This window comes from Paenibacillus sp. RC21 (assembly GCF_044907935.1).
Lineage (GTDB): Bacteria > Bacillota > Bacilli > Paenibacillales > Paenibacillaceae > Paenibacillus > Paenibacillus terrae_A.
In genome coordinates this window covers 1168551-1186908 of record NZ_JBIYCS010000001.1, presented here as the reverse complement: position 1 = coordinate 1186908, position 18358 = coordinate 1168551, and the positions used below count along the sequence as shown (strand labels likewise).

The following is an 18358-nucleotide window of genomic DNA, read 5'->3' as shown; positions in this document are numbered from 1 at the left end:
CGCATTGAGCTGGGTGAAATCGAAGCGCAGCTAATGAAGCATCCGCTTGTCCGGGAGGTAGCGGTGATCGCGAGGGAAGACAAGCAAGGCGAGAAATATCTGGCGGCGTATTTTACAGCAGAGGGCGAACCGGGAGTGGAAGAGCTGCGGGAACAGCTTATGCAGGAGCTGCCTGATTATATGGTGCCGTCCAGCTTTATGCAGCTGGATGACATGCCGATGACTCCGAGCGGAAAAATTGACAGGAAGGCATTGCCCGAGCCTGAATGGCAGGGAAGCGACCACACAGTCAGCAGCCCAAGAAATGACGTTGATTTGAAAATCCAGAAGGTATGGCAGGAGATTCTCGGCATAGAGTCGATCGGAATTGATGAGCATTTCTTTAGACTGGGTGGCAATTCGATCAAGGCGATTCAGGTGGTTTCGAGGCTGGCGCTGGATTTTGAAGTGGGCATTAACGACATCTTTCAATATCCGACGATTCGGGCCTTGGCGGATAACATTAAGTATTCCAAAGACAGATTAAAACAATTCGTGTACGCCTTACGGGAAGTGGCAGCTTCCGGAGAAAACGGCGTACCTGGTGTTGTCTGGAAAATGCGCGAGAGTCTCAAAGAATACCGGAAGAAAAATCAGGGTTATGAAAACATCGATCTTTCTGAACGGGCTGACTACCGTAATGTTCTGCTGGTAGGAGGAACAGGGTATCTGGGAATCCATATTTTGTTCCAATTGCTGCAAAATACGGAATATAAGGTGTATGTACCTGTTCGGGGAACGAGTGACGATGAGGCGCTGGAAAGACTGTGGGCGAAGCTGAAGTTCCATTTTGGCCTTGAGCTTGATGGGGAGAAGGCCTGGGAAGACAGAGTGTGCGTGTTTTGTGGAGACTTAACCCAGGACTACTTTGGACTGAGCCGGGAGCGCTATGAGGATTTGGCCGGAAGCATTGATGCGATCATTAACTCGGCGGCAAATGTGAAGCATTTTGGGCATTACTCGGAATTTCAGGCGGTCAATGTGGAAGGGAACGAAAGACTGATCAAATTTGCTGGCACAGGGAAGAAAAAGACCTACAATTTCGTTTCCACCACCAGCGTAGGTAGTGGCTGGATAGAAGACCAGAGCAGCATCATGTTCACTGAATATGATTGCAATGTCGAGCAAAGCTCTGATAACTATTATGTGATGACGAAGCTCGAAGCCGAGAAAGAGATTGTAAGAGCAAGGGAAGAAGGGCTTGATTCCAATGTGTTCAGGGTCGGGAACCTCGTGTTTGATTCCAATTCGGGGATCTTCCAGGAAAATATTTCGGATAATGCATTTTATTCGTTGGTAAAATCGATGATCAAACTTGGCCGATTACCCGCAATTCAAGATAAAACCATGAACTTCTCCTTTGTGGATGAGGTGGCCAAGGCAGTTGTACTCCTGTTCGACCGGAAAAATCTAATCAACGAAACCTATCATCTGTTTAACAGCCATCAGGTTAGCATGATAGCTTTTGCCAAGCTTTTGAAGCAAGCGGATATAAATGTAAAGCCGATGCCAGTGGAGGATTTTACCGAATACATGTTTGAAAAATACGATGAACCGGAGACAGAGCAGGAGGTTGCCCGGATTCTTGTTCATTCCAACGTCTTCTTTGAGGGAGCAAGCAAAACGTTGTTCATGACGATGAACAAGAAGACTGACGGTATTTTGCAGGAGCTGGGGTTTGAGTGGTCCAGGCTGGACGGTCAAAAAGTGAAGCTGATGATGGATCATGTCAAAAAAGTAGGGTTTATGTAAAAGAATAAAAGGGAAGGAGGGGGAAAAATGGATGCGATTAAATTGGCAAGCACTTACTTTTTCGGAACTGAAGATTATATTTTATCCAACAGCATGATCGCAACGGTTACTTTTAAAAGAAGAATCGACGCTGAAAAATTGTTTTCCAGCTACCGCTCGCTCATCATGGACAATCCTTTGCTGCAAGCCAAAAGGGTGGAACAATTCGAAAAAGACACGTTTGTATGGGGGCATTTTTCTCAGGAAGAGCTGGAACATTTTCTGGAGGCTGAAAAGGTGAAGCTTTCCCAATATTTTACGGAAGAGGAGGTACTGGCTCAGTATAGACCGACCAATGCCAGACTTCCGTTTCGTATTTACCCTATAAATGAATATACAATGATATTTGCTATGAACCATGCGGTGGCTAATGGGCTGAGCTTGGTTTTCTGGATCAAGAGATGGCTTGAATATTACTCAGGCGAACCAGATTCCGAGCCGGAAAATAAGGCGGCAAAGGGCGACGTCTCCAAAGACAGGCTGTTGCGTATGAAAAGAAGATTTTCCGCTTTTATGTGGATGCCGGTTTTTGTTGCAGGTTTTATGTCCAGGGTTAGGGGAAAAGGGACAGGCGTTGGCGAAACCGTTGATTTGAGTTACGGCAGAAGGCCGGAGCAAGGCGGCGGTTATGTCAAAAAATCGTATAGATTCAGCAAAGAGGAGACTGGTGAGATTTTACGGCGATGCCGGAGCCTAAAAATGACATTAACCGAATACATCTGTTATCGAATGACTGATGGACTACTGCAGCATGCTCCCTGCAAGCAACGCGTGTTTGTCTCCATGCCTATGGATTTGAAGTTTCTGCATAACTACTCGCCGGAAACTATGCACGGTAATTACGTCGCAAGCCTTCCAATGCAATTTTTCCGGGCTGGAAATTTGGAAAAACAGGTGAAATCTGCGTTCAAATGGTTCAAAAGGGGGGTTCCCTATGCGTTGTCGCTCTTTTTTGCTTCGTTTTCCAATTCATATCGGAAATATAAACAACAGTGTCTTGAATTGGTTATGAAAACAATGCCTGAAAGATTCCCCCTGTGGAATTTTACCATCACCTTGTCCAATCTGGGAGTCATATCGTATCCGATTATGGAGGAATGGGTGGATACCATCTATTTTTCCATCAAAAACCAGTCGTTATTGCTCACAACGGCTACGCTTTCGGGACGTTTAATGATGGAGGTCAGCGTATTGGAGAATCTTTACGATTCGGAAGAAGTCTTTGGTCTTTTTGACCGGATTTTATCCGTGGAACAATTGTTGAATGATTTATCCCCCTGTCAAGTAGATAAATAAAACAGACTAAGCAGCCAGCGCGTGCCGATACTTAATCGACGCGCGCTGTTTGAATTTGACTGAACTCGTTGGCAGTTATAAAAGTAAAAAAATATCCCCTCCAAGTTCTCTCTAGCCTCATGATACCATGTGGACTTTTTTGAGTGTCTACTTGAAGGGGATATTAACCGGTGCAATCTAGCCGAGAGTCCTTTTTTGTTGATGCAATTGAATGCTTTCGTGTATCACTCGGGGTACTTCTGTTAGCTTCTGTATCGTATACATCACGGAGTTAACGTTTTTTTGCAGCTCAACCATGTTGTAAACCCATTCCTTGGGCTGCTTGAGATACACGGCATGAATGCCTGCAGCAAGGGCGGGAGATACATCGGTGCGCAGGGAGTTTCCAATCATCCAGGTGATGCTTCGGTCAAAGCGGTTCATCTGAATAATTTCCTCCAGTGCCTCGACATTTTTATGCTGGCGAATGTAGATGCGATCATCAAAATAGTTAGCCAGCTTCATCTGTTCAATCTTCTTTTCCTGAATGACCTGCTCACCGCCGGTGTAGAGGTGCAGGGCATGCCCGGCTTTTTGGAGGGAGTTTAACGTTTCGACCATCCCGGGATACGGTTCAATTTCCTGCTCGTACACACTTCGGCCAAGCGAGCGAAGCTCCTGCTCTTCCCTAGGATCTGTACGGCGTCCGAATTGCTCCGAGAAAAAGTGGTACGTATCAATCAAGGACTGTGGAAAATGCTCACTGGCAAATCCCACCTGATGAACACCAGCCACATCAATTTCGATTTGTTTTTCACGAATTGTATTTTTCGTCAGGTTACGGGCTGCAAACCATTCCTGAAGCAAATCGAAAAAGTGGTTGAGAATAAGATCGAAATACTTGTTGCAGTGGACCAAAGTGTCATCAAGATCGAATAATATGTGCTGCTTCGGATACGACATGTTGCATACTCCTTCCAAGCCAATGCTTTAACGATATTCGGTTATAACGGAGGGCACAGTTCAAATTACAGTCCGATATAGGATTCCAAAAATACCTGTAAATCAGCCGCTCCGTCGGGGCGAATGCTGAATTTTTCTTTGTGATAACGTCCAATATGGATACGGAGCAGGCCAGCTACTCGCAAAATCATCATATCAGACATGAGCGTGTCTTCCAATCGGCTCAAATCATGACGCATATCTTCGAGAGATTTAGGGCCTTGAGCCACGTAACGCAGAATCCGCAGACGTTGCGGGTCATTTACCGCCCGAGTCAGCCGAAGCAGGAGTGTAGGCGGTTCTTCCTCGCTTTCTTCGGGAACGTCTACCGGATACTGGATCAGCAGCATACGGGTATAAAAACAGTACGAATTGATCGGACGGTTATGGACGACTGGAAACAGAACAACTGTATCCAAATCTTCCATATGAGGCACGATCAGTCCGGCTGTGGCGTATTCAACCAATGCTTCCGGTTCCATTTTGTTCAGAAGCATACGTTTTTCTGCAGCGTCTTCCTCTGCCAGCACACGCAGTTCGCTTTCCATTGCCCGGAAGTAGTCCCGGTCCCATAATTTGAGGAGAGGGGCGTACACCTTGCGAATGCGCAAAGATTCTTCAAAGGTTAAAAAAGGAACATGCGGAACAATCAGCTCGAACATATCTTCATCCGGGCCGTGGTCCAGATAAGCGATATAATCGGATATTTCATCCGATTCCGGTCGAAGCAAAGCCCAAACATAAAGCGCGTCATAATCGCTAAAAGGGCAATCCTGCGCTGTAGCCAGCTCGGTGTGAACTTCGTTTTGTAGCCGTGCATCCACTTTATCGATCCACTCATGGCCCAGGTCCATGTCATGTACCCATTTTTTGGTTACATAGGCCATAAAGCTGCCGAGTAATTCGTAAATTGGAGAAGTGTCTATTTTAATTTGATAACTCATGGAATCAAATGCCTCCTATTCTGTCTTCGAGCCCAGAGCGGTGAACGTAATTAAGCCCGTCCATAAGCAAAACATGAGCATTTAGAAATTGCTCACTTATTTATTATGGCTTGTTCTGCTGGGCATTGTCCACTATAATATAAAATAGTGCGCTGTGACGTGATTGGGTTCGGATTGAACATACAAGACTCCCTAACGATGCGGAGTCGGTTACATATCAGACAGACTTTCCGTAAAATCGTCATCTCAGATGGCGATTTTTTTCATCTTTTCTTTTATGCACTAAAAATACCGAAATTTGCATGTATTCTGGCTGTGTTTGCATGACCGCTATATATGGTAATAAGGATATCTATTGATTATGGAATCAAATGCAAATCATTCCTTAACATTCATTTTAAGATAGTGCTATTTTTATATGTTATATCAGGAGGAACCATGATGTCGTCGTCAATGCGGTTGCATTATTTTATTTTAATTATGGTTATTGTTGTGGCCGGTTTGTGTCAAGGGCTACTGTTGCCGATTTTGTCCATCTCTCTGGAACAGATGGGTGTTTCTTCTTCACTGAATGGAATGAATGCCGCTGCTTTGTATATTGGTTCATTTGCTATGACGCTGGTGGCTGAACGGACATTGGGATGGTTGGGCTTCAAAAAGCTGATGGCCGGAGGACTTGTGCTTGTGCTCTTTACGCTACTACTGTTCCCGCTAGTTCCAGATATCCGAGTGTGGTTCGTATTGCGACTGCTGGTCGGAATCGGAGACAGTGCACTGCATTATTCCGCCCAACTGTGGATACTGCTAGTGACTCCGGCAGAGAATCGTGGGCGTAACATTTCTTTTTACGGCATGTCCTATGGGCTGGGGTTTGCACTGGGTCCGCTTGGATTGTGGTTGCTTGATTATGGAATGCTGGTTCCGTTTGCAGCGCTGGCTTTGTTGTGCTTGCTCGTTCTGGTGCTGGTGCTCATGAAGCTTCCGGATTCCAGACCGGAAAAGCTGGAAAGAGAGGCGCGCCCAGCACAAAGATTCCGGCGCAGCTATAGCTGGGCATGGTACGCGCTGCTGCCTGCATTTTTGTACGGTTATATGGAAGCCAGCCTGAACAGCAACTTTCCGGTATATGGCCTGCGCATTGGCTTTCATACGGATGAGATTGCCGCGCTACTCCCCTTTGTCAGCTTGGGCGGATTAGTTCTCCAGTTGCCGCTAGGTATATGGAGTGATCGTTGGGGCCGTAAAAAGGTGCTTATAAGCGTAGGCATAACGGGTGGATTGATCTTTATGTTGATGCCATGGAGCGGCAATCATTTTATGCTGACACTGGTATTATTGGCGGTGGCGGGTGGTTTGGTAGGCTCCTTTTTCTCCTTGGGGCTGGCTTATGCGGCCGATCTGCTGCCCAAATCATTATTGGCCGCCGCCAATGTGCTGGCATCCTTTCATTTTAATCTGGGAAGTGTGATCGGACCTAACATTAGCGGGGCGCTACTGGACTATGGAACCCAAGGCAGCATGTTTCTGGTTCTTGGAGGCAGCTACGTCATTTTCGGGTTGTTGGGATTGTTCTTCCGAAAAACAATATCGACAGCATAAAACTACGGTTTGCATGGTATTTGTTTTACATTTACTATAAACTATAGACAGTATTGATGGCGGGCAAAGGGGAATCACAAAGATGATTAGAATACAGAAGCTGACCAAGCAAGTAGGGCCTGAACGGACCTTGTTACTTCGGGGGATTGATGCTGAAATTCACCCGGGCGAACTGATTGCCGTAGTGGGACCGAGCGGAAGCGGCAAAACGACGCTGCTGCGCTGTCTTGCTTTGCAGGAGCCATGGGAGGAAGGCAGTCTGATAGTGGACGGCCAGGATGTGCTGAAATCCGGATGGACGAACAAAATGAAAATAAAGCGGGAATGGGCATATCTGGAGCAAAATCCGCATTTAAATATGAATCGGACCGCTCTCAAAAATGTGCTGATCGGCAGATCGGGTCAGACTCCATTATGGAGAATGGTGACCGGGATGGTGCGTTCTGACGATTATATGGGAGCAATGGACGTATTGGAGGATCTGGGTCTGCTGGATAAGGCGCATGACAAATGCGACAAACTTAGCGGTGGTGAGCGGCAACGGGTAGCGACTGCGCGTGCGCTCGTTCACGGGGCCAAGGTCATTTTGGCTGATGAGCCTGTAAATGGACTTGACCCCACTTCAGCAGCTCATGTGATGGATACCTTCCGCAAGCTTTGCTCTGACGAACGGGTGACGGTAATCACCGTATTGCCGCTGGAGATGGCTGAACGCTTTGCTTCCCGTATATGGGGATTGAACGGCGGCGAACTCGTATTTGATATTCAGGGCAGACGACTGACACAGGTGGAAAAGAACAAATTGTGAAGGGGACGGCAAGAGAAGTGAAAATGATGTTGTTGAGAATGTTAACCGGCTGCTGCGCATCACTGCTTCTTGTTGGATTTTTAAGCGGCTGTAATGTCATTAGCGATCCAATTTCGCTGATGCAGGCACCGATGATGTCTGATGAGAAACAGCAGTTGAATGGTGCAGTGGTTACTCAGCTTGGAATGGTACAGCCTCTGCGACCCAATGACCCCGATGACCCCACGCCCATCCGGACGGGGGATCTGAACAATGATGGTACGGACGAAGCAGTGCTTTTTTACGAGACACCAGATGAAAGTGTGAAAATACACGGGGCCTTGTTCGAGGATCAAAACGGAACGTGGGTAAAGAAGCTGACGTTTGACGGGGAAGGTACTGTGCTGGAATCGTTCAAGCTGGTCGACGTAACGAATGATGGCACGCTCGATATTGTAGCGGGCTTTTCCAGCGGGGATAGCAGTGATGGTGGCGATCAGAAGGGACTTATCGTGTATTCCTATACCGGAGGAACTTTGGAGAAAATATATGCTACAGGTTATACGGACTTCGTCGTAGACGATTTTAATCATAACAAGATGGACCTGAACGGGGACAATTTGAATGACTTGACGATTATCCTGCTGCGTCGTAATGAATTTTTCACCGTCAAAACATTCCAATTCAGCGGGGGAACCTTTAAGGAAATCGGATCGCTGGATTTGGACAGTCAGGCGCTTAGTATCTACAATGTGGTCGCTGGTAAGGTAGCCGAGGGTAGGCAGGGGATCATTATTGATACCAAGATTGCTCAGACGACTACGGTGTCCAATGTTATTGTGATGGACCACGGCAAGCTCAAAAAGCTTGATCTTATGGATGTGACCTTTAAGGATGCTACCATTACTAGCGGTGATGTAGATGGTGATGGCATTCTGGAATTTGGCAATTTGGAGAAGCCGAAAGGCTGGTCCAACAGGCCACTGGATGAGGTTCCGTATTTTGTTTCGTTCTATCAGTGGGATGGGGCCAAGGGAACGATTTTCAAGCAGCAGCAGTATCGTGATTCCAATGATCAGGTCTATTTCAGGCTGCCAAAGGAACTGCATGGCAAAGTGACTATTGATCCGAAAGCATCAAAGAAGGACAGCTATTTGCGGTTCATTTTGGACAATACAGACAAAACGATTGCAGAAATTAAATATTTCTCATTGTCGCAATGGGAGCGAAACAATGAAGGATATAGCCAGCTATGGCGAACCAATGCACAGGTGATTGGTATCAAGCGATCCAGTGAGCTGGAACCACGTAAAACCATTAAAAACAAGTTGGGGGAAAGGCAGGTAGAATAGAGTGAGTAAAGTTTTGATCATGGAAGACGAGGAATCCATTCGCAGCTTTATCGTCATAAACTTGAAACGAAACGGTTTCGAGGTGCTGGAGGCAGCGGATGGGCATGAGGCTCTTAATATTTTGAACACGGTGCGGGATATTGATATCGCGTTGCTCGACGTAATGGTGCCCGGTATGGACGGTTTCGAGGTCTGTCGAAGAATTCGGGAAACGAATGAGCGAATTGGTATTATCTTTCTCACGGCGAAGGTACAGGAGCAGGATAAGGTGTATGCCTTGTCTGTAGGGGCTGATGATCATGTGAGCAAGCCCTTCAGCCCGACGGAGCTCATTGCCCGTATTCAGTCGCTGCTGCGTAGGGTGAATGTACACCGCGAGACAGCGGCTAAAGTATCCTTCCAGTCTGGTCCGTTCACGCTGGATCTGATTGCCAAGCAATTTAAGAAAAACGGGCAGTTGATTGAGCTGACGCCAACAGAGTTTTCCCTGATTCAATTTTTTCTGGAAAAAGAAAATACACCGCTTAGCCGGGATGTTTTGCTTGACCACGTGTGGGGCAAGGAATATATGGGCGATCCCAAAATCGTGGATGTGAACATCCGGCGGTTGCGGCAAAAAATTGAAAACAATCCTTCCGAACCTGCCTTTTTGCAAACGGTATGGGGGCATGGGTATAAATGGAAAGGTCAGGCTCAATGATCAAAAAAGGGATTGGCAGACAGATTGTGCTTCACTATTTTTTTGTGGTGTTCTTGGCGCTTCTGTTGGTAGAAGTCATTTTCATGATTGTAATCCGTGCATACTATTACGACACGATTTATAAGCACGTGGAAAGTCGCATCCAATCGGTAAGTGAGTTTGCACCCAAATTCAAGGAGCCGGGACAGTCTTTACAGTCGTATCTGCTTAATACTTTTTCATTAGGGGATACGGAACTGCAATTGCTCGATGAGAAGGGGAATGTAATAGATAATTCCACGAACTTTGCGGCAGAAACAAGTGTACAAACCAGTGATGTGACGCAAGCATTAGCGGGGGATACGGGGAGCTGGATTGGGAAGCAACCTGGTACGGGTCAGCAAGTTATGGCGGTATCCAAAAAACTGGATAATATCGTCGGAGATCAGGTGTATATTGTTCGGTATACGACCTCGCTGGAAAAGGTCAACGACAAGCTATTTACCATTACGCTCTTCTCCGTGGGCATCATGGTAGCTGTACTGGTTATTGTATTCGTGGTCAGTACAGGACTCGCTAATTCCATCGTTAGGCCGATTAATAATATCCGTGATGTATCAGCTCAGATGGCGCAAGGGCGATTTGATGCACGAATTAAAGGAGATTATCGCTTTGAGTTGGGTGAGCTGGCTTCGACACTAAACTACATGGCCCAGGAAATTGCTAGAACGAATCAAATCAAGGATGATTTTATCTCGTCCATTTCCCATGAGCTGCGTACGCCGCTGACTTCTATTAAGGGATGGAGTGAAACGCTAAATTCCGGCGGCTATGATCCAGAGGAGACGAAGATCGGGATGCAGATTATTTCCAAGGAGACGGATAGGCTGATTGGTTTGGTCGAGGAGATTCTTGATTTCTCCAAGCTGGAACAAGACGCAATGAAGCTTGTCATGGGAACGGTTGATCTGCGCGAGCTTTTGCAGGAGATTATGCTGAACGTATGGGCCAAAGCGGAAATGAAGCAAATTAAACTTCAGCTGGACTCGGAGGAAACGGCATATCTGGTTCATGGAGACGGCAACCGTCTGAAACAGGTGTTTTTAAACATTGCGGACAATGCCATCAAGTTCTCGCATGAAAGTTCTATTATTTTTCTGTCACTGCAAAAGATCGGGGACAACATCGAGGTGTCTGTGCAAGACACAGGAATCGGGATTAGCGCGGAGAATCTTGCGAGAGTAAGAGAACGATTCTTCCAGGTAGACCATCAGAATGGTGGTACGGGCTTGGGACTGGCAATCTCGCAGCAGTTTGTGGAGCGCCATCAAGGGCAAATGCTCATCAAGAGTGAATTGGGAGCAGGCACCACGATTACAGTTTCATTGCCTGCTTTGCAAGCCGAGCAACCCGTAGAGCCACCGCAACTCACTGAAGGCTAGTTATGTAACCGAAAGTTAGTTTTAAATAGATGTAAATTAGAAAAACAGCCAGTCCTCATTATAGTGAAGGGCTGGCTGTTTGACATATTTCGTTCCATTATGAAGTAAAACCTTCAGCGCGCAGGCGTGTGTTGCGCTCATAAGCTTCTTTCAACATGCGGGCTGTTTGTGGGCGTACCGCCATTTTACCGAATACCGTTTCATTCGGCCCGATAACCATAATTTCACTCGGGTTGCCCTTGATGACTGCACCGTCACGAATTACAGCACCTTCACCGATAATTGCGTGCTCAATATGCACATTACGACCGATACGGGTGTCAGGCATAACGATACTTTCCTTAATAGCCGAGCCTTTACCTACCTCGACACCGCTAAATACGACGGAACGTTCAATTTGACCTTCTACTTGGCAAGAATCATGCAGGAGGCTGTCCAATGGCTCCGTTTTGCGGTTAGATAGCTTATGTGCGCTCAACCTTGTACGGCGTTCACGCGTATACATAGGCCAGTCTGTCCGTTGCAGGTCAATAGCGCAATCCTCCTGCAGCAGATCCATATGTGAATCCCACAAGCTTTTAACGGTACCTACGTCCTTCCAGTAGCCTTGAAATTCGTAAACATACAAGGATTCTTGATCCGTCAGCATTTTAGGAATGATGTCTTTACCGAAATCATGGCTGGATTGCTCATCCTCGGCGTCCTCCACCAAATACTTTCTTAAATAATCCCACTTAAACAGGTAAATCCCCATAGAGGCCAGATTACTTTCAGGTTTCTCCGGCTTTTCAGCAAATTCGGTGACACGCAGCTCCTCATCGGCACTCATGACGCCAAAGCGGTGGGCTTCATCCCAAGGTACTTCCATAACGGAAATCGTAGCCGCAGCAACTTTTTCCTTATGATAGTTCAGCATTTCACGATAATTCATATAGTAAATATGATCACCGGATAAAATAAGCACGTGTTCCGGGTTTTGACTGTCTATATATTCGATATTTTTATGAATGGCGTCTGCCGTTCCCAAATATTCAGCGTTGTCTGTATTATAAGATGGAAGTAAGGTAACTCCCTTGTCGTTCGTTTTGGTAAGACCCCAGGGAGTCCCATCTCCAATATGCTCGTGCAAGGATTCCGCCTCATATTGCGTCAGCACACCTACAGTATCGATGTCTGAATTAACACAGTTGCTGAGAGGAAAATCGATAATTCGGTAATGACCGCCAAAGGGTACGGCGGGTTTTGCAATCGTTGAAGTAAGGGGAGCAAGACGGCGTCCCTCTCCGCCTGCCAGCAGCATGGCAATGCATTCTTTATTAAACATTTCCTTTCCCTCCCGGTTTAGTTGTCTGTTGTAGTACATACATAAACGGTATGGGGTGCTCTTGAAACCATCAGGTGTGTAAGATCCCCCAAAATTTAAGGTTTATTTTTTTCATAGTCATTTTTCTGTTCATTGTGGCTAGAATGGGGTAATAACTCAAGTCAGCTTTGACCGGAAAGTAAATGCATTTCCGAATCATACATTTTGTACGAAACAAACATATAAAGGTGGTGACGTGATGACAGACCAAACTCTCCCGCAACAGGCTGTATCGCCGGAAGATATTTATTTGTTTCACGAAGGAACGCTTTATCACAGCTACCGATCTTTGGGTTCCCGCCTTACTGTGGAGAACGGAGAACAGGGCGTCCGTTTTACGGTCTGGGCTCCTCATGCTCTCCATGTCGGGCTTGCTACAGATCGTAACAACTGGAATGGGGAACAGGATTCCTTATATAGAGTTCCCGAATCTGGCTTTTGGAGTCGTTTTTTTTCGGGTATATCCCAAGGAACTTTTTACAAATATGATATTACGGGTGCAAACGGTGAACGTTTTCTAAAAGCAGACCCTTACGCGGTACGCGCAGAATTAAGACCGGCAACGGCTTCCGTGGTCGCTTCACTGGAGGGTTATGTTTGGAACGACGCGGCTTGGCGGCGTAAACGGAGAGAGCCTTATGGAAAGCCTCTTCATATATATGAGCTACATTTGGGCACCTGGAAACAAAAAGAAGACGGTACGTTTTATACATACAGGGAAATGGCTGAGCTTCTTGTGCCCTATGTAACGGAAATGGGTTACACGCATATTGAGCTTATGCCACTCAGTGAGCATCCGTATGATCTTTCCTGGGGATACCAGCTCACCGGATATTTTGCACTGACAAGCCGTTATGGGGAACCGCATGATTTTATGTATTTGGTGGATCGTTGTCATCAGGCAAGCATTGGGGTGCTTATGGATTGGGTTCCGGCTCATTTTGCCAAGGATGCTCATGGTTTGAGACTGTTTGATGGATCGCCTCTGTTCGAATACGAGGATCCGCTGATTGCAGAAAAGCCCGGTTGGGGGACGCTGACGTTCGATTACAGCAAGCCGGAGGTGCGTTCTTTCCTTATATCCAATGCGCTGTTCTGGATGGATGTGTACCACATTGACGGCCTGCGTGTAGATGCTGTGACGAGTATGCTGCGGCTGGATTTTGAAAAGCAGGATGGTCAATATCGTTTTAATTCCAAGGGAGGCATTGAAAATAAGGAGGCTATTGCCTTCCTTCAACAACTGAATGAGACCGTATTCCGCTATTATCCGTATGCGCTGATGATGGCAGAGGAGTCCAGTGCCTGGCCGATGGTTACCTCCCCGGTAAGCGATGGAGGACTCGGCTTTAATTACAAATGGAATATGGGCTGGATGAACGATACGCTTGATTATATTGAAACGGATTTCGATCAGAGGCCTGAGCGCCATAATTTGCTGACGTTCCCCATAGCCTATGCATACAGCGAGAATTTTACACTGCCGTTGTCGCACGATGAGGTCGTTCATGGTAAAAAGTCGCTGCTTGATAAAATGCCGGGTAGCTATGAGCAAAAATTTGCCGGACTTCGAGCGCTTCTTGGTTACCAAATCACCTCACCGGGCAAAAAGCTGTTATTTATGGGAGGGGAATTCGGCCAATTCATCGAATGGAAGGATCAGGAGCAGCTTGACTGGTTTCTGCTGGATTATGACAGTCACCGTTCGCTGCACGCTTTTACGAAAGCGCTGAATCATTTGTATATACAGGAAAAAGCATTATGGGAGCTGGACCATTCGTGGGATGGCTATCAGTGGATTGAGGCGGAGGACCGTGGACAGAGCGTAATTACGTATTTGCGTAAAGGGAAAAAGCCGGGAGATACACTGGTCGTGCTTATTAACTTTCAGCCTGTGTCAAGAGATAACTACCGAATTGGTCTGGAAAAGGCGGGGAGCTATATTGAACTGCTGAACAGCGATCATTCGGACTTTGGCGGTAGTGGCCAGTTGAACACCGAAGTGTTGCGCACAGCCAAGATCCCTTGCCACGGACAACTCCACAGCTTGGAGCTGACCATTCCGCCGCTGAGTGTCGTTATACTGAAGAAAGCGCCCCGAAAAGCTAAAAAAGCAGATTAATCCATGTTACAACTGGTTTAAAATAGGGTTGAGGTCATAAGGAGGAAGCACATATGAACATTTTATTTGCGGCAGCAGAAGCACATCCATTTATTAAAACAGGCGGGTTGGCGGATGTCATTGGTGCACTGCCGAAGGCACTTCGTCAGGCGGGGTGCGACGTCCGAATCATCTTGCCTAAATATGCGGGGATTCCCGATACTTATAAGGAGTCTCTGCGTCCGGTAACAGTCAAGCATGTCGCCGTAGGCTGGCGTGATCAGTATTGTGGAGTAGAGGAACTGACGCTGGACGGGATCAAGGTTTATTTTATAGATAATGAATATTACTTTGGTCGTGACGGAATTTACGGCTATATGGATGATGGCGAGCGTTTTTCCTTTTTCAACCGGGCGATTTTGGAAGTACTGCCTGATTTGAATTTTCAGCCTGATATTTTGCATTGTCATGACTGGCATACCGCGATGGCGCCGTTGCTATTGAATGCCAATTACCGTCATTTGCCCTTTTACAGTGATATTCGCACCGTGTTTACGATACATAACCTGCTGTATCAGGGGGATTTTCCATATGAGGTCTTAACGGAACTATTGAATCTTGACGGGAGCTATTTTACCCCTGAGGGTGTGGAGTATCATGGCAGACTGAACTTTATGAAGGGTGGGCTGACCTACTCGGATCATGTCACCACTGTAAGTCCTACCTACGCAGAGGAGATTCAGACGGAATTTTACGGATATGGGCTGGAAGGGCTGCTGCGTAAGCTGGGAGAGCAGGGGCGTTTGTCGGGTATTGTGAACGGAATTGATACCAAAAGCTACAATCCTGCTACGGACAACCGTATTTATACGAAGTACCGCACCAGTTTGGCGAAGAAAAAGGAAAACAAAATCGGTCTGCAAAAGGAACTGGGTCTGCCGGTACGACCGGATGTGCCTTTAATTGCGATGGTAACCCGACTTGTAGATATGAAGGGACTGAACCTGGTAACCAGGGTGCTTGACGAGATCATGTATTATGATGATATTCAGTTTGTTGTGCTGGGCACGGGAGATCCAGCCTTTGAGCACTGGTTCCGGGAAGCGGCTGGACGTTATCCCTTGAAAATGTCGGCGCAGCTCGCTTTCAGTGAACCTTTGTCCCGTAAAATTTATGCTGCAAGCGATATGTACCTTATGCCGTCGAGGTTTGAGCCTTGCGGGATCAGCCAGTTGCTAGCGCTTCGCTATGGAAGCATCCCGATTGTGCGGGAAACGGGCGGTCTGAATGATACCGTACATGCTTACAACGAGTCTACAGGCGAAGGGAACGGCTTTAGCTTCAAAAATTACAATGCGCATGATATGCTGCATACGATTCGTCGTGCGGTTGATTTTTATCGCCAGCCTGAGCATTGGTCCAAGCTTACGAACACTGCTTTTGCAGGAGAGTACAGCTGGGATGTGTCGGCGGTAGCGTATCTGGATATTTACCGTTCACTGACAGGGAACGAATAAACTGAGTCGACCGGGCAGGAGTGTCTGAACAAGGCAGAATTAGCATAGTACAATGGAAAAAGGGCATCCCGCAGAAGCCAATAGTGGCTGAGGAATGCCCTTTTTTGCTGCGATCAGTCGCCTCCGCCTCCACCACAGCTGCTACCGCATGAGGAGCTACTGCTGCACGAGGAATGGCTGCCGCCGGAATCACCTGAATCGTGGTGAGATGAGCCTCCATCATGGGAGCTACCGTGGGAAGAGTGATGGTTCGAGTGGTGCGTATCCCAGCTCGAGCAGCCACTTGCTGAACTACAGCCTGATGAGCTTGCTAATGCGGCACTTCCTGTAGCATCAGGATGCATGTGCAAGGCAAACTGATGGGGTTGATACCAGGAATACCATACGACGGCCAGCAGCAGATAATCTATTTGCAAATAGTTGACCTTCGGCAGCCGCTTGCCATCTGGATCATCCACTGCTTCATTCACCCGATTACGCAGATGGTCCATAATCCTCTGAACCGCTTGCTGTGCCTGCTGAGAGATGCCTATGTCCTTCAGCGTATTCCAACGGTTGCCTGCTGGCAGCCCGGAAGCTGTCAGCTTGTAATAGTGTGCAAGCTCGTTATTCGGTAATGGATGATTGAAAAAAGTCCCCCATAAGCTCGCACTATAACGGTTCCAGCCAAAGCATTCCACATACAGCCAGTCAAACCATGCCCGTTCATCCGGCATCGGCTGTGAGTCGGAATGAGGGGCGTGATGCAGCATGCGACCAAAGAAGGCTTCCGAGAATTGCTGGTATTCTCGCGTAAACATCAACATTTCATGCCACAATTCATCCACATCTGGACTGAACATCGGCACTCGATTCATAATTGCACATAGCATAAAATAGCGTTTGAGCTCATTCCAGCGCCAATCATATTCCTGATCCGTCAGGTGAGAATGGGCATCCATCACACGCCGCCTTACACTATGAGCGTAGGAGGCTGGAATAGATCGTTCCAGAAGCTGCATGAGTTCTATAATCTCCTTATGCCGCCCCTGTTCAAGGGAAGAGGGACACGGGGAGCTAAGAAAAAATGCATTACGGCGGCGTGTTTTTCGATTTTCCCTGTTCCTTCGATATAATGCTCGAAAAAAGAACCACAAAATAATGATGTCGACCACAATAAACAACGCCCAAAAGCTGCTCATATGATTCATAATGACTGCTCCTTTCTGGAAAGAAGACGAAATTAAAAATTTGGCGAAATTAAAAATTTAAATTTTGCTTTTCAGCAGAGCGAATTCTTCCTTAATCTGTGTCAGCAACTCAGGATTCATGATTACATCACATGCGGTCCAGGCCAAGGTTCTGGCGGCCAACAACATTCCTTCCAGCGCCCGGTCCTGCATCGCCAAATCGCGGAATTCAGGTGTATGCAAGGCGTGCTTCTCGTCAATAACTTGAATGTACGGATGAATGGCGGGACAGTGCAGCGACACATTTCCAATATCCATGGAGCCGTGATCTTCGCCTTCCGTGATGTCCTCCTGCGGAATGCCTGTCAGCACCAGGTTTGCGGTAAAGGCATCAGAAAGCGCACGGTTGGTCACCATTTCATCATAAGACGTCTCATAATTCGAGGTTTTCAGACGACACCCCGCTTGTATGGCCGCTCCTTCGGCAATTTGAATGACGCGGTGAGTCAATGAATTCAGTTCATGACGTGTAGCGGCCCGTACATAAAATTGGGCAGAGGCATAATCAGGAATGATGTTCGCTGCCTGGCCTCCTTGATTAATAATGCCGTGAATACGTACCGTACTCTTCACCTGCTGGCGGAACGCATTGATGCCGTTGAACGTTTGAATCACCGCGTCCAGCGCGTTAATACCTTCGTGGGGACTGGCCGCTGCGTGAGCGGATTGCCCAAAGAATTCGAATTGTACGGCATCAATTGCCAGCGATTTGCCTGATTTCTCATAACAGTCATAAGGATGCGTCATGAGTGCTATATCACAATCATCAAACAGCCCGGCAGCCGCCATGGGAACCTTGGCACCGCGTGTTTCCTCGGCAGGTGTGCCATATACACGTACTTCTCCACCGATCTCGTCAATGACCGATTTGAGGCCGACAGCCGCTCCTGTACTCATCATACAGATCAAATGGTGTCCGCATGCGTGTCCCAGACCTTTCAGGGCGTCATATTCTGCCAGAAAAGCGATGACCGGACCGGGTTTGGCTGCTTTATAAGTCGCAATGAAAGCCGTTTCGATACCCAGTACAGGTGCCTGAACTTCAAATTCGTGAAAAGCCAATTCCTCTTTTAGACGAGCAGCCGCCAAAAACTCCTCATTCCCCAGCTCCGGGTTTGCGCCAATATATAAAGAAATGTCCTTAAAACGTTGGGCATGCTGCTCAATGGTACGTTGGATCGTATTTTTGTTATTCATGGAAAAACTCCTTTGTAAAAGCTGTAATGTAGGTATTACGT

At 47.1% G+C, this 18358-nt stretch carries 14 protein-coding genes; 9 read left to right on the top strand and 5 right to left on the bottom strand.

Translation table 11 applies throughout. The features are described from left to right. Both ABIA61_RS05150 and ABIA61_RS05145 read left to right on the top strand, forming a co-directional pair. On the top strand, positions 1–1791 hold a 1791-nt coding region (locus tag ABIA61_RS05150; protein ID WP_404580402.1), incomplete at its 5' end, for an SDR family oxidoreductase. A 27-nt stretch (positions 1792–1818) separates the two neighbouring features. After that, the gene (locus ABIA61_RS05145; RefSeq protein WP_404580401.1) at positions 1819–3126 is read left to right on the top strand and encodes a hypothetical protein; all 1308 of its coding nucleotides are present in this window, start codon (positions 1819–1821) and stop codon (positions 3124–3126) included. Between the two features lie 177 nt (positions 3127–3303). On the opposite strand, the gene ABIA61_RS05140 is transcribed toward ABIA61_RS05145, so the two are convergent. Both ABIA61_RS05140 and ABIA61_RS05135 read right to left on the bottom strand, forming a co-directional pair. Further along, positions 3304–4068, bottom strand: coding sequence for an HAD family hydrolase (locus ABIA61_RS05140; RefSeq protein WP_283652074.1), 765 nt, complete (start codon positions 4066–4068; stop codon positions 3304–3306). Positions 4069–4133: 65 nt separating this feature from the next. Continuing rightward, positions 4134–5051: an ArsR family transcriptional regulator gene (locus tag ABIA61_RS05135; protein ID WP_404580400.1), complete on the bottom strand. Its 918-nt coding sequence runs from the start codon at positions 5049–5051 to the stop codon at positions 4134–4136. A gap of 441 nt (positions 5052–5492) precedes the next feature. On the opposite strand from ABIA61_RS05135, the gene ABIA61_RS05130 reads away from it, so the two are divergent. The 5 genes from ABIA61_RS05130 (at position 5493) to ABIA61_RS05110 (ending at position 10910) form a co-directional block, all read left to right on the top strand. Next, complete coding sequence (locus ABIA61_RS05130; RefSeq protein ID WP_283656276.1) at positions 5493–6650, top strand: MFS transporter; 1158 nt, start codon at positions 5493–5495, stop codon at positions 6648–6650. An 82-nt stretch (positions 6651–6732) separates the two neighbouring features. Next, positions 6733–7458, top strand: a complete 726-nt coding sequence (locus ABIA61_RS05125; RefSeq protein ID WP_283652073.1) for a phosphonate ABC transporter ATP-binding protein — start codon at positions 6733–6735, stop codon at positions 7456–7458. Continuing rightward, positions 7455–8789, top strand: a complete 1335-nt coding sequence (locus ABIA61_RS05120) for a hypothetical protein (RefSeq protein ID WP_404520183.1) — start codon at positions 7455–7457, stop codon at positions 8787–8789. Before ABIA61_RS05125 ends, ABIA61_RS05120 begins: the two co-directional genes overlap by 4 nt. A gap of 1 nt (position 8790) precedes the next feature. Then, positions 8791–9489, top strand: coding sequence for a response regulator transcription factor (locus tag ABIA61_RS05115; protein ID WP_014281511.1), 699 nt, complete (start codon positions 8791–8793; stop codon positions 9487–9489). Next, on the top strand, positions 9486–10910 hold the full coding sequence (locus ABIA61_RS05110; RefSeq protein WP_283656274.1) for a HAMP domain-containing sensor histidine kinase: 1425 nt from the start codon (positions 9486–9488) through the stop codon (positions 10908–10910). Before ABIA61_RS05115 ends, ABIA61_RS05110 begins: the two co-directional genes overlap by 4 nt. Before the next feature lie 97 nt (positions 10911–11007). Here ABIA61_RS05110 and ABIA61_RS05105 read toward each other — a convergent pair whose 3' ends face one another. Continuing rightward, a complete protein-coding gene (locus ABIA61_RS05105) occupies positions 11008–12234 on the bottom strand; it encodes a glucose-1-phosphate adenylyltransferase (protein ID WP_283652072.1) in 1227 nt (408 codons plus the stop codon). Positions 12235–12472: 238 nt separating this feature from the next. On the opposite strand from ABIA61_RS05105, the gene glgB reads away from it, so the two are divergent. Both glgB and glgA read left to right on the top strand, forming a co-directional pair. After that, a complete protein-coding gene (glgB, locus tag ABIA61_RS05100; protein ID WP_404580399.1) occupies positions 12473–14395 on the top strand; it encodes a 1,4-alpha-glucan branching protein GlgB in 1923 nt (640 codons plus the stop codon). 53 nt (positions 14396–14448) lie between these two features. Next, positions 14449–15891 (top strand): glycogen synthase GlgA, encoded by a 1443-nt coding sequence (glgA, locus tag ABIA61_RS05095; protein WP_404580398.1) that lies wholly within the window; start codon positions 14449–14451, stop codon positions 15889–15891. 113 nt (positions 15892–16004) lie between these two features. On the opposite strand, the gene ABIA61_RS05090 is transcribed toward glgA, so the two are convergent. Together ABIA61_RS05090 and ABIA61_RS05085 are read right to left on the bottom strand one after the other, a co-directional pair. Next, the gene (locus ABIA61_RS05090) at positions 16005–17081 is read right to left on the bottom strand and encodes a glycine-rich domain-containing protein (RefSeq protein WP_404580397.1); all 1077 of its coding nucleotides are present in this window, start codon (positions 17079–17081) and stop codon (positions 16005–16007) included. Positions 17082–17138: 57 nt separating this feature from the next. Next, positions 17139–18317 carry a M20 family metallopeptidase gene (locus ABIA61_RS05085; RefSeq protein ID WP_404580396.1) on the bottom strand — a complete coding sequence of 393 codons (1179 nt, stop codon included), beginning with the start codon at positions 18315–18317 and terminating at the stop codon, positions 17139–17141. Positions 18318–18358: the final 41 nt, after the last annotated feature.